This is a genomic window from Herbaspirillum sp. alder98 (assembly GCF_020179755.1).
Classification (GTDB): Bacteria; Pseudomonadota; Gammaproteobacteria; order Burkholderiales; family Burkholderiaceae_D; genus Herbaspirillum.
Genome location: NZ_JAIUCY010000011.1, coordinates 76,538 through 93,072, shown reverse-complemented (window position 1 = coordinate 93,072; position 16,535 = coordinate 76,538). Strand labels below are relative to the sequence as shown.

17 protein-coding genes are annotated in these 16,535 nt (G+C 63.5%); 5 read left to right on the top strand and 12 right to left on the bottom strand.

The window, feature by feature from the left end; genetic code table 11:
• Positions 1–64: 64 nt before the first annotated feature.
• The 5 genes from LBW87_RS20415 to LBW87_RS20395 form a co-directional block, all read right to left on the bottom strand.
• Complete coding sequence (locus LBW87_RS20415) at positions 65–589, bottom strand: TlpA family protein disulfide reductase (protein WP_225203304.1); 525 nt, start codon at positions 587–589, stop codon at positions 65–67.
• A gap of 147 nt (positions 590–736) precedes the next feature.
• Complete coding sequence (locus LBW87_RS20410) at positions 737–1,396, bottom strand: BON domain-containing protein (RefSeq protein ID WP_225203303.1); 660 nt, start codon at positions 1,394–1,396, stop codon at positions 737–739.
• Positions 1,389–1,985, bottom strand: coding sequence for a phosphoheptose isomerase (locus tag LBW87_RS20405; protein WP_225203349.1), 597 nt, complete (start codon positions 1,983–1,985; stop codon positions 1,389–1,391). Before LBW87_RS20405 ends, LBW87_RS20410 begins: the two co-directional genes overlap by 8 nt.
• 100 nt (positions 1,986–2,085) lie before the next feature.
• Positions 2,086–2,469 (bottom strand): YraN family protein, encoded by a 384-nt coding sequence (locus LBW87_RS20400; protein WP_225203302.1) that lies wholly within the window; start codon positions 2,467–2,469, stop codon positions 2,086–2,088.
• Positions 2,470–2,472: 3 nt separating this feature from the next.
• Positions 2,473–3,741: a penicillin-binding protein activator gene (locus LBW87_RS20395; RefSeq protein ID WP_225203301.1), complete on the bottom strand. Its 1,269-nt coding sequence runs from the start codon at positions 3,739–3,741 to the stop codon at positions 2,473–2,475.
• A 13-nt stretch (positions 3,742–3,754) separates the two neighbouring features.
• On the opposite strand from LBW87_RS20395, the gene rsmI reads away from it, so the two are divergent.
• On the top strand, positions 3,755–4,657 hold the full coding sequence (gene rsmI / locus LBW87_RS20390; RefSeq protein WP_225203300.1) for a 16S rRNA (cytidine(1402)-2'-O)-methyltransferase: 903 nt from the start codon (positions 3,755–3,757) through the stop codon (positions 4,655–4,657).
• Here rsmI and LBW87_RS20385 read toward each other — a convergent pair.
• The 6 genes from LBW87_RS20385 to mreC form a co-directional block, all read right to left on the bottom strand.
• Positions 4,654–4,983 carry an SMR family transporter gene (locus LBW87_RS20385; RefSeq protein ID WP_225203299.1) on the bottom strand — a complete coding sequence of 110 codons (330 nt, stop codon included), beginning with the start codon at positions 4,981–4,983 and terminating at the stop codon, positions 4,654–4,656. The genes rsmI and LBW87_RS20385 overlap by 4 nt on opposite strands.
• 10 nt (positions 4,984–4,993) lie before the next feature.
• A complete protein-coding gene (locus LBW87_RS20380; RefSeq protein ID WP_225203298.1) occupies positions 4,994–6,145 on the bottom strand; it encodes a septal ring lytic transglycosylase RlpA family protein in 1,152 nt (383 codons plus the stop codon).
• A 121-nt stretch (positions 6,146–6,266) separates the two neighbouring features.
• The gene (gene rodA / locus LBW87_RS20375; protein WP_225203297.1) at positions 6,267–7,376 is read right to left on the bottom strand and encodes a rod shape-determining protein RodA; all 1,110 of its coding nucleotides are present in this window, start codon (positions 7,374–7,376) and stop codon (positions 6,267–6,269) included.
• A 60-nt stretch (positions 7,377–7,436) separates the two neighbouring features.
• Positions 7,437–9,401 (bottom strand): penicillin-binding protein 2, encoded by a 1,965-nt coding sequence (mrdA, locus tag LBW87_RS20370; RefSeq protein WP_225203296.1) that lies wholly within the window; start codon positions 9,399–9,401, stop codon positions 7,437–7,439.
• 21 nt (positions 9,402–9,422) lie between these two features.
• Entirely contained in the window at positions 9,423–9,935 is a 513-nt protein-coding gene (gene mreD / locus LBW87_RS20365) for a rod shape-determining protein MreD (protein ID WP_225203295.1), read from the bottom strand.
• A complete protein-coding gene (gene mreC / locus LBW87_RS20360) occupies positions 9,932–11,011 on the bottom strand; it encodes a rod shape-determining protein MreC (protein ID WP_225203294.1) in 1,080 nt (359 codons plus the stop codon). The genes mreD and mreC overlap by 4 nt, the downstream gene beginning before the upstream one ends.
• A gap of 210 nt (positions 11,012–11,221) precedes the next feature.
• Here mreC and LBW87_RS20355 point away from each other — a divergent pair, with 210 nt between their 5' ends.
• A complete protein-coding gene (locus LBW87_RS20355; protein WP_225203293.1) occupies positions 11,222–11,575 on the top strand; it encodes a hypothetical protein in 354 nt (117 codons plus the stop codon).
• Positions 11,576–11,629: 54 nt separating this feature from the next.
• Here the strand turns inward: LBW87_RS20355 and LBW87_RS20350 are convergent, their stop codons facing one another.
• A complete protein-coding gene (locus tag LBW87_RS20350; RefSeq protein ID WP_008111709.1) occupies positions 11,630–12,673 on the bottom strand; it encodes a rod shape-determining protein in 1,044 nt (347 codons plus the stop codon).
• Positions 12,674–13,038: 365 nt separating this feature from the next.
• On the opposite strand from LBW87_RS20350, the gene gatC reads away from it, so the two are divergent.
• From gatC to gatB, 3 genes are all read left to right on the top strand, one after another.
• Positions 13,039–13,341 carry an Asp-tRNA(Asn)/Glu-tRNA(Gln) amidotransferase subunit GatC gene (gatC, locus tag LBW87_RS20345; RefSeq protein ID WP_225203292.1) on the top strand — a complete coding sequence of 101 codons (303 nt, stop codon included), beginning with the start codon at positions 13,039–13,041 and terminating at the stop codon, positions 13,339–13,341.
• A 66-nt stretch (positions 13,342–13,407) separates the two neighbouring features.
• The gene (gene gatA / locus LBW87_RS20340; RefSeq protein ID WP_225203291.1) at positions 13,408–14,874 is read left to right on the top strand and encodes an Asp-tRNA(Asn)/Glu-tRNA(Gln) amidotransferase subunit GatA; all 1,467 of its coding nucleotides are present in this window, start codon (positions 13,408–13,410) and stop codon (positions 14,872–14,874) included.
• A 46-nt stretch (positions 14,875–14,920) separates the two neighbouring features.
• Complete coding sequence (gatB, locus tag LBW87_RS20335; protein WP_225203290.1) at positions 14,921–16,381, top strand: Asp-tRNA(Asn)/Glu-tRNA(Gln) amidotransferase subunit GatB; 1,461 nt, start codon at positions 14,921–14,923, stop codon at positions 16,379–16,381.
• Positions 16,382–16,535 lie beyond the last annotated feature (154 nt).

The window sequence follows — 16,535 nt, the reverse complement described above, 5'->3', positions numbered from 1 at the left end:
TCAAAAAGCCGTTCGGTCGCAGGACTGAACGGCTTTTTCTTTGCACCATGCGATACCTGGAAGATCAGGCCGCTGCCAGCGCTTTCTCCAGCAACTGGTGCAATTCGGCAAACTGCGGCGCGCCGACATAGCGCTTGATGATGTTGCCGTTCTTGTCGATCACGAAGGTGGTCGGGGTCAGCTTGACGTCGCCGAAGGCGTTGGACAGCTTGTCCTGGGTGTCCAGCGCTACCTGGAACGGCAACTTGCGGGTCTCGGTGTAATTCAGCACGTAGTTCGGCGGATCGTAGCTCATGGCGATGGCGACGAAGTCGAGCCCGCTTTCCTTGTACTTGTTATAAGTCTCGATCATCTGCGGCATCTCACCCACGCAGGTGGTGCAGCTGGTGGCCCAGAAGTTGACCATCACGACCTTGCCGCGCAGGTCCTTCAAGGCCACTTGCTTGCCATCGAGACGGGTAAAGGTGACGTCCGGCGCGGCGTGGCCGGTATTGATCTTGAAATAGGCGAAGGCGGCGGCGGCCGCGATCACCGCCACGGCGACCAGCTTGATCCAGAGACCGCGTGACGAAGTTGCCTGTGCTTGCATGTTGTTGCTCCCATGGCGCAGATGCGCGAGTAGCGCCATTATAGTCGCGCGCACCGATTCGTGCGGAGCACCCCACAGACGTGCAAACCGCCGGACAGGCCGGCGGTTTGATCTGCATCATGCAAACGATTCAGTCACGCAACAACGTCAGCTGGTCGACTTATTTTCGCTGGCAGGCTTGCGCTGGTAGTTCTGCAGTTCGTCTTCAGAGATGTACTCGAACAGCGTGATGACCTTTTGCACGCTCGATACGCCGCTGGCGATCTGGGCGGCGCGCTGGCCTTCACGTTGTGTCACGCGTCCCATCATGTAGACGATGCCGCGTTCGGTAGTGATCTTGAAGGCGCTGGAATACAGCGTCTTGTCGTCCACCAGGCTGGCCAGCACCTTGCTGGTGATGAGCGCATCGCTGGAGCGATCCGAGAAACCAGACGACGGGCCCACTGCCAATTCGTTGAATACGCCTTCGACATTGCCCAGGGCGCGTGCTTCGCGTTCGGCAGCCGCCTTGGAGTTTTCGTCCGGCACTTCGCCCGACAGCAACACCTTGCGATTGAACGCGGTGACGTTGACATGCGAACCGGCAGCCACCACCTCGGGGATACGGGTTTCACCCTTGACCACGATTGACTTGTCTTCGGTCTGCGCGCCCAGCGTGCGACGGTCGGTCGCCGCGAAAGTGGTCGCCAGGGCGCCGCCGGCAAATACCGCGAAGCATCCCTGCAGGCTCAGGGCCAGCATGCCGCCCAATGCCACCGCCGCCAGCGGGCGACGGGTCTTGACCCAAAACGATCGTGCTTCATTCATGCGCATCATCTCCAAATAGCGCGACGTCGATACCGTCGCAAATGCAGTGCAAGGTCACCAGATGCACTTCCTGAATGCGCGCGGTACGTTCATGCGGCACGCAGATGTGTACATCGGCATCAGTCAAGATCTTGCCGATGGCGCCGCCCGTCTTGCCGGTCAGGGCCACCACGCGCATGTCGCGCTCGTGTGCCACTTCGATCGCCGCCAGGACGTTGCCCGAATTGCCCGAGGTGGAAAACGCCAGCAAGACGTCACCCGCCTGGCCAAAGGCCTGGACCTGTTTCGAGAAGATTTCCCGGTAGCTGTAATCGTTGCCGACTGCGGTGAGGATGGAGGTGTCGGTAGTGAGGGCAATCGCAGGCAGTGGCAACCGCTCGCGTTCGAACCGTCCCACCAGTTCGGCCGCGAAGTGCTGGCTGTCTGCAGCCGAACCACCGTTGCCGCAAGCAAGAATCTTGTTGCCATTCGACAGCGCCGTGAACATAAGTTCAATCGCCTGTTCGATCGGTTGCGCCAGTACCTGGGCAGCCTTCAGCTTCAGGTCGGCGCTTTCCTGAAAGTGGGCGATGATGCGAGGATTTGTCATAGTGCGTGGATTATAGTTGAGTCGACCGGCTTCGATCCGCTCGAATCGTAAAGAATGGATGGCGGGCGAGCGCCCATGATACTCCTGAGCGCGCCGGGATTCACGCTTCGATGGCGTGCCGCAGCCATTCCAGGCGGCCTGCTTCGATGGCAATGACGTCGAAGCGACAGGCCGGGATCTGGCCGTAGCGCTGCAGGAAATGCTGGGCCGCAACAATCAGCCGCCGCTGCTTGGCCGGCGTAATGCTGGCCAGCGCGCCGCCGTGTGAAACGCCGGCCCGGGCGCGTACCTCGACGAACACCAGCGAGTCACCGTCCTGCATGACCAGGTCGATCTCGCCTCCCTTGCAGCGAAAATTGCGTTCCAGCAGGCGCAGGCCATGCTGTTGCAGATGCGCCAGCGCCTGGTCTTCGGCATGGTCGCCGATGCGCTGGCGGGCAGTACGGCGGTCGAGCGCATCACGCCAGCGCTGCAGCAGCGCCACCGATCAGTACTGGTCGGCGGTGGGAACCGGCCAGCCATCCCGATAGACGGCCTGGGTTTCCTGGCGCTGGAAGTAGGTCGTGCCGCCCCCCACCAGGTTGACATTGAGCCGGCCGGTGACGCCATCGAGGTCGAAGCCGGAACGCTGCAGGGAAATCTCATAGGCAATGCGGTAGGCATCGATGCCCAGCGCATATAGCCGCGCCAGGTCGGCATTGGGACGCTCGCCGTCGGCCATGGCCGGACGCGGGTAGCGCGCCACCGCACTCTGGTCGGGTTGCAATTGCCAGGGGATGTCGATCAGGCGCACGCCGTCCAGTTCGGGCATCTTGTCATTCGGGTTGTCGCGATTGAGCGTATACGGGTTGATCTGCGAGGTGCCGTAGATCGGCAGTTCGGTGCCGATGGCGCTGCGCAGCTGCAACGTCTGTGCGGCATCCAGCGCGGCGAAGATCAGCGCCGGCTTCTCTTGCTCGATACGACGTGCCAGCTGGGCCAGACCGGGTGCGCTCAAGACGTTGCCGGGGGTGCTCAGCTCCAGCACCTCGGCTTGCATGCCGAGCTGGCGGGCGGTGACCTGGAAGGCCCGCACCGCGCGCTTTTGCCACGCCACCGAAGTGGATACGGCAAAGATCTTGCCGGGGGTCTTTTCCTTTTCGACCCAGTTGGCGACCTGGCGCGCCTCGTCGTCGATTGACAAGCCGATGGTCAGCATCAGCGGCGGCAGGCGTTGCTCGCTGTCGGGTGGCAGATCGGGCTGGGCCAGCGCCACGGTAGGCTTGCTGACACGACCGCTCTGGATGATCGAGGTGACCGCGCTGCGCGACAGCGGCCCGACCAGGATATCGAACTTGGCCGAGGCGTCGTCATAGGCGCGCTGCATGTCGGCGGCACTGTCGCCGGTCTCGATGATGGAGAGCTGGATGTTTTCCTTCTGGCGCGAATAGGCGGTCAGGAAACCGGTGCGCACGGCATCGGCGGCAGCGCCGAACATGCCGCCCCGGTTGGGCAGCAGCAGCGCCATGCGGGTCGGTGTGATCGCCGACAGGGTCGGCGCGACTGGCGCGGCGACGCCGGAGGGGGCCGGGCTCGACACGTTCGGCGCCGCCACCGCTGGTCCGGCCTGGGCCAGCAGGGGTACACTGTGGGCTGTATCGCCTGCGGCCAGCGCCGGAGCCGCCTGCATTGCCAGAACCAGCAAGGTCGCCAGCGCCGCCGTTCTCGCCGTTGCACGCGCCGCTGCGCACGCCGCCATTTTCAATCCAGTGAACATCACGCCTCTCCCAATGAACCAGAATTCGAGCGCAGCCGCTTCCCTCCTGCCAGATCCCGCACAGCAAACCTATCCGGTGTCGGCATTATATGTGCTGGCCACGCCCATCGGAAATGTCTGCGACATCACGCTGCGCGCGTTGCACCTGCTGTCGATGGCCGACGCCGTGGCCTGCGAGGATACGCGCAATACCAGCCAGCTGCTGCAGCGCTACGGCATGAACCGACCGCTGCTCGCCGCGCACCAGCATAACGAACGCGAAGTGGCCGCCAAGATCGTCGAGCGGTTGCAGGCCGGACAACGCATTGCGCTGGTGTCGGATGCCGGCACGCCCGCCGTATCGGACCCCGGCGCGCGCATCGTCGACGCGGTACGCGCCGCCGGTTTGCGGGTGATCCCGCTGCCGGGTCCGTCGGCGGCGGTGACGGCCTTGTCGGCTTCGGGCTTGCTGGACGAGCAGTTCCAGTTCGTCGGCTTCCTGCCATCCAAGGCGCGCCAGCGCGAAAGCGCACTGCAGGCGCTGGTGAGTGTCCAGGCAACCCTGGTGTTCTACGAAGCGCCGCACCGCATCGTCGAGACCACCGACGCCATGCTGCAAGTATTCGGACCGCAACGTCGGGTAGTGCTGGCGCGCGAACTGACCAAGCTGTTCGAAGACATCCATCGCTGCGAACTGGGCCAGGCGCCGGCCTGGCTGCAGGAAGACGCCAACCGCCAGCGCGGTGAATTCGTGGTGCTGTTAGAAGGTGCGCCGGCGGGCGATAGCGACCTCGAGCAGGTCGAGGCCGAACGGGTGCTGCGCATCCTGCTGGAAGAGTTGCCGCTGAAACAGGCCGCCTCGCTGGCCGCGCAGATCACCGGCCAGAAGAAGAACGCGCTCTACGACCGCGCATTGCAACTCAAGGATGAAGCCTAGTGCACCGAGCTTTTTGACAGGTTCAGCACCAGCACGCCGGCAATGATCAGGCCCATGCCGATGATGGCGGTCAGGTCCAGCTTCTGGCCGAACAGTACCCACGCCACCGCCGAGATCAGCACGATGCCCAGGCCCGACCAGATCGCATAGGTGATCCCCACGGGAATGGTACGCAGCGTGACCGACAAAAAGTAAAACGCCAGGCCATAACCCACCACCACCGCCACCGATGGCCACAGGCGTGAGAAACCGTCCGAGGCGCGCAAGGCCGAGGTGGCGATGACTTCGGAAACAATGGCGATACCGAGTGCCAGATAGGGATGCATCAGCTGGGTCCTAGCGTTCGACGATGAAGGGCGTGCCGGCGCTGCGCTGACGCACCAGCATGGCCGCATTCTGTGCTTCCGGGCGGGTCGGGTATGGGCCCGCATACAGACGATAGAGGCCGTTGACCTGCACCGCCTGCAGGCTGTCGATCACGCCCGACAGACCCGGCAACAACTTGTCGCGGGCCACCAGCGCGTTGGCTTCTTGCGAATAGGCGCCGAACTGCAGGTAATAGCCGGCCGACAGAGGCACCGCCTGTGGCATCGCAGGCGATGGCGCCGAGCCGCTGGCCACCGCATTGATGATGCCGCCGCCACCGGTCAGTCCGGCGCCGTTGGCGCTGCTGCTGGTGGTCGCATTGATGGGCTGCACGGCTGCAACGGTGGGCTGCGGGGCCATGTTCTGGGCCGTGACCGAATTAATGCTGACCGGTTCGGTGCTGACGCCGGCGACGCTGGTGACGCTGCCGTTGCGACGCGCCTCCGACATGCGCTGCGCCTCTTCAGGCAAGATCCGTTCGACTTCCAGTTCACTGCTGCCGGTACCGAGATAACCCAGCTTCAGCGCCGCCGTATACGACAGGTCGATGATGCGGCTGGAATGGAAGGGGCCGCGGTCGTTCACCCGCACGATCACCTGCTTGCCGGTCTTGAGATTGGTCACTCGGGCATACGAGGGAATCGGCAGTGTCGGGTGGGCGGCGGTCATCTTGTACATGTCGTACAGCTCGCCCGAGGACGTCTTCTGGCCATGGAATTTCTTGCCGTACCAGCTGCCGATGCCACGCTGGATGAAAGGCTGGGTATCGGTGATGGGCACATAGGTCTTGCCAAAGACGGCATAGGGCCGGCTGGCCGCGCGCGAGACCGGCTCGACCTGCGGCTCGGCGTCGGCCACATCGAGCAAGCCGTCCGGCACATGGTCGCCCGGACCATCATCCTTGTAATAACCACCACGCCCGGAACCTGCCGCCGGCAAGGCCGGCGCATTGGAAGGCCGGCTGGCGCCAGCGGTCTTGGCCGGTGTCGGTGTGGCCACCGGCGCCGCCTGCTGGGGCGGGGCGCTGCTGCAGGCCACCAGCAACACCGGCACGGCCAACGCCAGCAGGCGCAGCAAGGCTTGGCCGCTGGTCGAATATTGTCCGATTGATATTGATCGCATTGCTATCCTTGTGCGGGCAGGCCAATGTGTCCGGCCAGAATTTTTTTCGCCACGATACCAGAACGCGTTACCCAACGGCTGACAACTCGTCAGTAGCCAAGTTCAAGCCGCCCGGTAGTCCTCAGGTCTGGACTAACTTGCGGTGCCGTTGAATGCTCATCAATATGCCCGCCCCCAGCCCCAGCGTCACCAGGGCCGTGCCGCCATAGCTCATGAACGGCAGCGGCACGCCCACCACCGGCAGGATGCCGCTGACCATGCCCATGTTCACAAAGGCGTAGGTGAAGAACATCATCGTGATGGCGCCCGCCAGCAGCCGCGTAAACAGCGTTGGCGCGTTGGCCGCGATCATCAGGCCGCGCCCGATCAGCAGCAGGTACAGCAACAGCAGCACCAGGTTGCCGATCAGGCCGAATTCTTCCGAGTAGACCGAGAAGATGAAGTCGGTGGTGCGTTCGGGGATGAATTCGAGGTGGGTCTGGGTGCCCATCAGCCAGCCCTTGCCGGCCACCCCGCCGGAACCGATGGCGATGGTCGACTGGATGATGTGGAAGCCCTTGCCCAGCGGGTCCGAGGTGGGGTCGATCAGCATCATCACGCGCTGGCGCTGGTAGTCGTGCAGGAATGACCACACCACCGGCAGGCTGGCCGCGCCGGCCACGAACAGCGCCACCAGGATCTTCCAGGACAGGCCTGCAAAGAAGATCACATAGAACCCGGCGGCCAGCACCAGCAGGCCGGTACCGAGGTCAGGCTGGCGAATGATCAGGAAGGCCGGCACCAGCAGCAGCAACGCCGCCACCACAAAGGCGTGCCAGCGCAACATGCCTTCGCGCTTCTGGAAATACCAGGCCAGCATCAGCGGCATGGCGATCTTCATGATCTCGGACGGCTGCACCACCATGCCGACGTTGAGCCAGCGGCGCGAGCCCTTCTTGATGATGCCAAACAGCGCCACCGCGATAAGCAGGGTCACGCCCACCGTATAGACCGGCACCGCCAGCCGCAACAGCAGCTGCGGCGAGACGTTGGCGGCGACCCACATGACGATGAAGGCGATCAGGATGTTGCGCAGCTGGTCCTCGACCCGGCCCGGGAAGTTCATGCCGGCCGAGTAGAGCGTCACGATGCCCACCGACAGGATCAGGAACACGATCAGCGACAGCGCACCGTCAAACACGATCAGGTGCGGCTTGATGACTTGCCACAGCGGGGGTCGTTGCAGGCTCATGCCGGCTCCCTTGCTTGGTCCGCAGCGCACAGCGCCAGGCGGTAATGGTGTTGATGCATGTCAGTCCTGCGGTACGTCCGGCGGGACTGTCGGGGTGATGCTGCTGTCTTCGGCGGCCTCGGTGGGGGCTTCGGTCACCGGCTCGGCGGGCGCCACCGACTTGATCGGTTCATTGGGGCGCTTGCCCAGCATGAAGTAATCCATCGCCTTGCGCACCAGCGGCGCGGCCACGCCAGCGCCCCATCCACCGTTCTCGACCACGGCTGCGATCGCGATGCGCGGCGCATCGGCGGGTGCGAAGCCGATGTACAGGCCATTGTCGTGATAGATGCGCGAGAGCTTCTTGGAATCGTACTTCTGGTTCTTGGCGATGTTGACCACCTGCGCGGTGCCGGTCTTGCCGCCCGAGTCATAGGGCGCCCCACGGAAGGCGTTCACGCCGGTGCCTTCCTTAACCACGCCGACCATCGCCCGCTTGATGAAGTCGATGTTCTCCTGCTTGAGCGGAATGCGGTAGCTTTCCTTGGGCACGGTCTCGGTGCGCTCATGGGTGACGCCATCCTCGATGATCTTGACCAGGTGCGGCTTCATCACCACGCCATTATTGGCCAGGATCGACATCGCCTGCGCCAGCTGCAGCGGGGTAAAGCTGTTATAGCCCTGGCCAATGCCCAGCGACACCGTGTCGCCGGCGACCCAACGCTTCTGCTCGGGCTTCTTGTAGGCGTTGCGTTTCCATTCAGTGGACGGCAGGATGCCGCGCCGTTCATGCTCCAGGTCGATGCCGGTGATCTGGCCGAAGCCGAACGGCTTCATGAAGTCATGGATGGCGTTGACCCCCATGTCGTTAGCCAGCATGTAGTAATAGGTGTCGCACGAGATGGCGATGGAGCGGTACATGTCGACCACGCCGTGGCCGCCTTCCTTGTCGTCCCGGAAGCGGTGGTTGCCCAGCACGAAGAAGCCCGGATCGCGGATCGCATCCTGCGGGCGACGCTTGCCCAGTTCCAGCGCCGCCAGCGCCATGAAGGGCTTGTAGGTCGAGCCCGGCGCATAGACGCCCGACAGCGGACGGTTCAGCAGCGGGCGGTCGATTGACTTGTTGAGCTCGTCCCAGCTTTGCTGGTCGATGCCTTCGACGAACAGGTTGGGGTCGTAGGACGGTTGCGAGACGTAGGCCAGGATGTCGCCGGTGGCCGGATTGATCGCCACCAGGGCGCCCTTCTGGTCGCCGAAGGCTTCTTCCACCACCTTCTGCAGTTCGATGTCGATCGACAGGATCAGGTTCTTGCCGGGCGTGGCGGGCGTGCGCGATAGCGAACGCACGGCACGGCCGCTGGCCGAGATCTCGACTTCTTCGTAGCCGGTGGTGCCGTGCAGGTGGGCTTCGTAGCTCTTCTCCACCCCTTCCTTGCCGATGTAGTCGGTGCCGTTGTAGTTGGCCTCGTCGTCCGAGTCGGCGATCCGCTCGGCGTCACGCTGGCTGATGCGGCCGATATAGCCGATCACGTGCGCGGCGGTCTTGCCATAGGGATACTGGCGGAACAGGCGGGCCTGCACCTCGACCCCGGGGAAACGATAGCGTTGCGCCGTGAACTTGGCCACCTCTTCGTCGGTGAGGCGGGTGCGGATCGGGATGCTCTCGAAGTTCTTGGACTCGTCCTGCAGGCGCCGAAAGCGGCGCCGGTCGCGCGGCTGGATCTCGACCAGGGTGCCCAGTTCGTCGATCAGCTCATCCAGGTTGGCCTTGATCTTGGAGGGCGTGATCTCGAGCGTATAGGCCGAATAGTTGCGCGCCAGCACCACGCCGTTGCGGTCCAGGATCAAGCCGCGATTGGGCACGATCGGCACCACCGAGATGCGGTTCTCTTCGGCCTGGGCGGCGTAGGCGTCGTGCCGCACCACCTGCAGCCACAGGAAACGGGCTACTAGCAGGCTGAAGCAAAACAGCACCAGCATGCTCACCGCGAGCAGGCGCAGCCTGAACAGCTTGAGCTCGTGTGCGGTGTTCTTGAATTCGGTCATGCGAAGCCGCTGGTTATCTGCTTAGATGGGACGATTCTCGTCACGATTGATGGCGCGCCGCTGGGGGGCCAGCAACAGCCAGCTCACCACCGGCCAGAGCAGCGCCGACACGAAGCTTTCGCTGAAATAGAACCAGTGCGGAAACTTGCCGGTCACCAGCAACTGCACCACCAGTTGCACCGCCTGCGCCAGCAGCAGCAGCGGCAGCACATGCATCGCCTGGGTGCGCAGCGGGAACCACGCCACACGGCGATGGATCATGATGGCGAAGTACGACAGCAAGGTGTAGGCCAGGGCGTTTTCGCCCAGCAGCGTGGCTTCGTTGACATCCATCAGCAAGCCCATCATGAAGGCGATGCTGATGCCGACCTTGCGCGGCTGGTGGATGTTCCAGAACACCAGCACCAGCGCCACGAAATCGGGCACGCCGACCATCTGCCCCCAGGGCATCAGGTTGAGCAGGAAAGCCACCACCAGCGTGAACCCGATGAACAACGGGTTGGCCGGCAACAGGATGTAGTGCGGATCGTTCATCGGGTACTTTCCTTGACGGCCGGCTTGGCGGTGCTGGCTGGGGCCGGAGCCGGCGTCGCAGCGGCAGGGGCTGCAGGCGCGGCGGCAGCGGCGGGATTGGCCACGCCCTTGCGCTCCTGGCTTACGTTGTCCTTCGGTGTCGCGTTGGCGTCGTCGGCGCTGGAGTCGCGCGTGCTGTCGCGCAGGCGCCGCTTGAACAGCTTGGCGCTCTTGGCGTCGACCGTTTCAGGCTCGGGCCGTGGCGCCGACTCTTGCCCGACCAGCAGGATCAGCAATTGGCGGTGACGGTCGATGCCCGCCAGCGGCTGGCAGACGATGCGGGCGAAGGAATCGGCGGAACGGGTCTCGACCAGCGCCACGGTGGCCACCCGCAGTCCGGGCGGATAGATGCCGTCGATGCCGGAGGTGACCAGCATGTCGCCCTTCTGGATATCGGCATTGGCCGGCATGAAGCGCAAATCGAGCACGCCGGTCTGGCCGCGCCCGTAGGCGACGCTGCGCAAGCCGTTGCGCACCACCTGAACCGGAATCGCCTGGTCCTTGTCGGTCAGCAGGGTGACTTCGGAGGTGAACGGAAAGACCCGGGTCACCTGGCCGACGATGCCGATGTCGTCGATCACGGGCTGCCCTGCGACCACGCCCTGCTGCGAACCACGATTGAGAATGACCTTGCGGGTGAACGGGTCGCGCGCGTCATACAGGATCTCGCCCACCACCGACTGCACCGGCACCCGCTGCTGCATGTCGAGCAGCTTGCGCAACTGGACATTTTCGGCCGCCAGCAGCCGCTCGTGCTGCATCAGCTGGGCATTGACGATCTGTTGCTGGCGCAGGGACTGGTTTTCCTGCTGCAGCATGGTCAGTGAAGTGAAGTAGTCAGCGGCCTTGCCTGCCGCGTCGCGCGGGACCATGGCCACCGTCTGGAAAGGATAGAGTACAGCGCCGACGGCCTGGCGCACCCGGCCCAGCACCTGCATGCGGGCGTCGACGACCAGCATGATCACCGATAACAGCGCGAAGACCAGCACGCGGGCCCGGGCGGAAGCGCCCTGCTTGAAAAGTGGAGGGATTTCCATATGCGTCAGGCCGGCCCCGTCCATCCTGCTACTGAGGATTGACGCGGGACATCCGAACCCTTCATTTCCGTTGCCTCAAACAAATTCTACCCACAAGCGAAATATTCGCGAAAGTGGCCGCTTGCAGGAACAATCGACCTGTCCTTCCTCCTAACCGCTGCGCCAAAACAACTTAATTTGGCACATTTTGACAACATTTAGGAGAAGTTCTTGAAAAAAGCAGCAATTCTTTTGGTCATCGGACTGACCATAATCACCACCCTGGGCGCATGCTCCTATTACGAGGGCTACACCACGATGAAGGATGGCGACAAACTGCATGCGCGACTGGGTGACACGCCCAGCAAAAGCCATACGCTGACCAAGATGGGGGCACCCGAAACACGTGTGCAGCTGCCCGACCAGGGTGAATGCCTTCAATACCAGGTAACGCTGGGCCAGCAACAGCCCTTCGCACTTGGCTTCGACAAGAACGGAAACTTCCTGGAAATGGATGCCGATACCTGCGCTGGCGCCATCAGCCGTAACGTCTTTTCCAAAGCCGCCGCCAAAGCCGGCAAATAAATCCATGCATGACCTGGCTGCCGGTGGCAATGCCACCGGCAGCCAACCCGTGTCTTACTCAGCCGAGAAGATCGAGCCCAGCTTGTCCATGCGATCCAGCGCCATGCCCGAGCCACGCACCACGCAGGTCAGCGGATCTTCGGCCACGATCACCGGCAGGCCGGTTTCTTCCATCAGCAGACGGTCCAGGTCGCGCAGCAGCGCGCCGCCGCCAGTCAGCATCATGCCCTTTTCGGCGATATCTGCGCCCAGCTCCGGAGGCGTCTGCTCGAGCGCGTTCTTGACTGCCGACACGATGTTGTTCAGCGGATCGGTCAGCGCTTCCAGGATTTCATTGCTGGAGATGGTGAACGAGCGCGGGATGCCTTCGGACAGGTTGCGGCCCTTGACTTCCATTTCCTTGACTTCGGAGCCTGGGAAGGCGGAACCGATCTGCTTCTTGATCGCTTCGGCCGTCTGCTCGCCGATCAGCATGCCGTAGTTGCGGCGGATGTAGTTGACGATGGCTTCGTCGAACTTGTCGCCGCCCACCCGCACCGAACCCTTGTAGACCATGCCGCCCAGCGAGATGATGCCCACTTCGGTCGTGCCGCCGCCGATGTCGACCACCATCGAGCCGGTAGCGTCAGACACCGGCAGGCCGGAACCGATGGCCGCGGCCATTGGTTCTTCGATCAGGTAGACCTGCGATGCGCCGGCGCCCAGGGCGGATTCGCGAATGGCGCGGCGCTCGACCTGGGTCGAACCGCACGGCACGCAGATGATGATGCGTGGCGAAGGACGGAACAGCTTGGAGTCGTGCACCATGCGGATGAACTGCTTCAGCATCTGCTCGGTGACGGTGAAGTCGGCAATCACGCCATCCTTCATCGGGCGAATCGCCTCGATGTTGCCCGGCACCTTGCCCAGCATCTGCTTGGCTTCCTTGCCGACGGCCTGGATGGTTTTCTTGCCGTTGGGACCGCCCTGCTGACGAATCGCCACCACCGAAGGCTCGTCCAGCACGATGCCCTGGCCACGCACATAGATCAGCGTGTTGGCCGTACCCAGGTCGATCGCCAGATCGTTAGAAAAATAACTACGCAAAAATCCAAACATGAATTGTCCTGATGCGCCCACACAGGGCGCCTAGCTTTTTAATAGGGGGGGATGTTCTTTCATGACTGCGGCGACACGAAAAACCGGCGCCCGCAAGGCATTAACCCAACATTCTACCTTATAATCTCGAGGATACCAGCAGCCGGAACTGCCAAAAATCGCCGCCTTTCGAGGCCATCTGGCGCGGCTTTGCAGTCTTTTCGACTGTAAAGTCGCAGGACCTGGAAGATATGGTCGAATTCCCTGAATCCAGATCCTTCGGAACCCGCCCGGCCATGCCGCTGGAGCGCCACTGTACAGGCGGCTCCGGGCCTGCGGCGGCGCCCCTCTCAACACCCTGCAGCGCCCAAGAGCGCCATTTGATCATGTCACTAGCCCTTTCCGACGTTAAACGCATTGCCAACCTGGCCCGTCTCGAATTGACCGAAGCCGAGGCTGGCCAGACACTGGACAAGCTCAACGGCATCTTTTCGCTGGTGGAACAGTTGAAGGCTGTCGACACCACCGGTGTCGAGCCGCTGTCGCATCCGATTGCCGCCATTGAACCGGCACTGGCCCTGCGCCTGCGCGAAGACAAGGTGACCGAGCCGAATCGCCGCGACGACTACCAGCAACCGGCGCCGGCCACCCAGGACGGCCTGTACCTGGTGCCCAAGGTGATCGAATAATCGACTGGCCGGCGCCCACCGGGGCGCCGCCACCGCTCTCCTCTTACGCAGCGATACTTTCATTCCATGCACAAGCTCACCCTCAAAGAATTGTCCGCGCAACTGCAGGCGCGCAAGATTTCGGCCACCGAGTTGGCCACGCTGTTCCTGGACCGCATCGGCCAGAGCGACCTGAATGCCTTCCTGCACGTCGACCGCGACCTGACGCTGGCGCAGGCACGCGCCGCCGACGCCCGACTGGCGGGCAATGACGCCGGCCCCCTTACCGGCATCCCGATTGCCCACAAGGACATCTTCGTGACCCGCAACTGGCGCACCACCGCCGGCTCGAAGATGCTCGAAAACTACGTGAGCCCGTTCGATGCGACCGTCGTGGATCAGTTCAACGCGGCCGGCACGGTCACGCTGGGCAAGTTGAACTGCGACGAGTTCGCCATGGGCTCGGGTAACGAGAACTCCTACTTCGGTCCGGTCAAGAATCCGTGGGACAAGCTGGCCGTGCCCGGCGGCTCTTCGGGCGGCTCGGCCGCCGCAGTCGCCGCACGCCTGGCGCCGGCGGCCACCGCCACCGACACCGGCGGTTCGATTCGCCAGCCGGCGTCCCTGTGCGGCGTCACCGGCATCAAGCCGACCTACGGCAGCGTGTCGCGCTTCGGCATGATCGCCTTCGCCTCGTCGCTCGACCAGGGCGGCCCGATCGCCAAGACGGCCGAAGACTGCGGCCTGCTGCTCAACGCCATGACCGGCTTCGACCAGCGCGACTCGACCAGCCTTGAACGCCCGAAGGAAGACTTCACCCGCTCCCTCAACGACGACCTGAAGGGCCTGCGCATCGGCGTGCCGCGCGAATTCTTCGGCGCCGGCCTGGCCGCCGACGTCGAGCAGGCGGTGCGGGCGGCACTGGCCGAGTACGAAAAGCTGGGCGCGACCCTGGTCGATATCTCGCTGCCCAAGACCGAGCTGTCGATCCCGGTCTATTACGTGATCGCCCCGGCCGAGGCTTCGTCGAACCTGTCGCGTTTCGACGGCGTGCGCTATGGCCACCGCGCCGCCAGCTATGGCGACCTGGCCGACATGTACAAGAAATCGCGCGCCGAAGGTTTCGGCGACGAGGTCAAGCGCCGCATCCTGGTCGGCGCCTATGTGCTGTCGCACGGCTATTACGACGCCTACTACCTGCAGGCGCAAAAGATCCGCCGCCTGATCGCGCAAGACTTCCAGGATGCGCTGGCCGGTCCCAACCGCCAGTGCGACGTCATCATGGGCCCGGTCTCGCCCACGGTGGCCTGGGACCTGGGCGACAAGGCCGACGATCCGGTGGCCAACTACCTGGCCGACATCTTCACGCTGTCGACCAGCCTGGCCGGCTTGCCCGGCATGTCGATCCCCTGCGGCTTCGGCCAGGGCGACAAGAACGGGCGCCGTCCGGTCGGGTTGCAGATCATCGGCAATTACTTCGACGAGGCGCGCCTGCTCAATGTGGCGCACCGCTTCCAGCAGGCGACCGACTGGCACCTGAAGGAACCGGTCTAATCCCGCTCGCCCATCGGACTAACAGATTATTCGCAAGGACAACATCATGCAGTGGGAAGTCGTCATCGGCCTCGAAACGCACACGCAGCTTTCGACCCAATCCAAGATCTTCAGCGGCGCCTCGACCCAGTTCGGCGCCGAACCCAACACCCAGGCCAGCCCGGTCGACCTGGCCCTGCCGGGCGTGTTGCCGGTACTGAACCGGGGCGCGGTCGAACGCGCCATCGAGTTCGGCCTGGCCATCGGCGCGACCATCTCGCCGCGCTCGGTGTTCGCGCGCAAGAATTACTTTTATCCTGACCTGCCCAAGGGCTACCAGATCAGCCAGTTCGAGATTCCGGTGGTCCAGGGCGGCACGCTCACCTTCGCCGTCGAGAAGGATGGCAAGACCGAATTCAAGACCATCAACCTGACCCGCGCCCACCTCGAGGAAGACGCAGGCAAGTCGCTGCACGAGGACTACCAGGGCATGACCGGCATCGACCTGAACCGCGCCGGCACGCCGCTGCTGGAGATCGTCACCGAGCCCGAGATGCGCAGCGCCGCCGAAGCGGTCGGCTACGCCAAGGCCTTGCACTCGCTGGTGGTCTGGCTGGGCATCTGCGACGGCAACATGCAGGAAGGCTCGTTCCGTTGCGACGCCAACGTCTCGGTGCGCCCGGTGGGCCAGGCCGAGTTCGGCACCCGCTGCGAAATCAAGAACCTCAACTCGTTCCGCTTCATGGAAGAGGCGATCAACTTCGAAGTGCGACGCCAGATCGAGCTGATCGAGGACGGTGGCACGGTGGTGCAGGAGACCCGCCTGTACGATCCGGACCGCAAGGAAACCCGCTCGATGCGCAGCAAGGAAGACGCGCAGGACTACCGCTACTTCCCCGATCCCGACCTGCCGCCGCTGGTGATCGCCCAGGACTGGATTGACCGCGTCAAGGCCACCTTGCCCGAGTTGCCGGCGGCCATGCGCGAGCGCTTCGCGCAAGACTATGCGCTGCCCGAATACGATGCCATGGTGCTGACGCAGTCCAAGGGCGTGTCCGCCTATTTCGAGGCAGTGGTGAGCGCAGCCGGTCGCGAACAGGCCAAGCCTGCCGCGAACTGGCTGATGGGCGACTTTGCCTCGACCCTCAACCGCGAAGACACCGACATCGCCGATGCCCCGGTGTCGGCCACCCAGTTTGCGCTGCTGTTGAAGCGCATCGCCGATGGCACGATCTCCAACAAGATCGCCAAGGAAGTCTTCGCCGGCATGTGGGAAGCGAAGTCCGACAAGGAATCGCTGGCCGATGACATCATCGAAGCCAAGGGCCTGAAGCAGATTTCCGACAGCGGCGCCCTGGAAGCGATTGTCGACCAGGTATTGGCGGCCAACGAAAAGTCGGTGGCCGAGTTCCGCGCCGGCAAGGAGCAAGCCATCAATGCCCTGATCGGCCAGGCCATGAAGGCCAGCCGCGGCAAGGCCAACCCGGCCCAGCTGACCGAGTTGCTGCGCAAGAAACTGGCGGGTTGAACGAGGCCCGTCCGGCATGACAGAAACCGCTTCTCCGGAAGCGGTTTTTTTATGCGTGTTGTCCTGCATCAAGGCGCGCCACCCGGGGTTGCCGGATGATCATGATCCGTGCCCGACCAACAACACTGCGTGCATAAGAATATGCGTTCTTGTT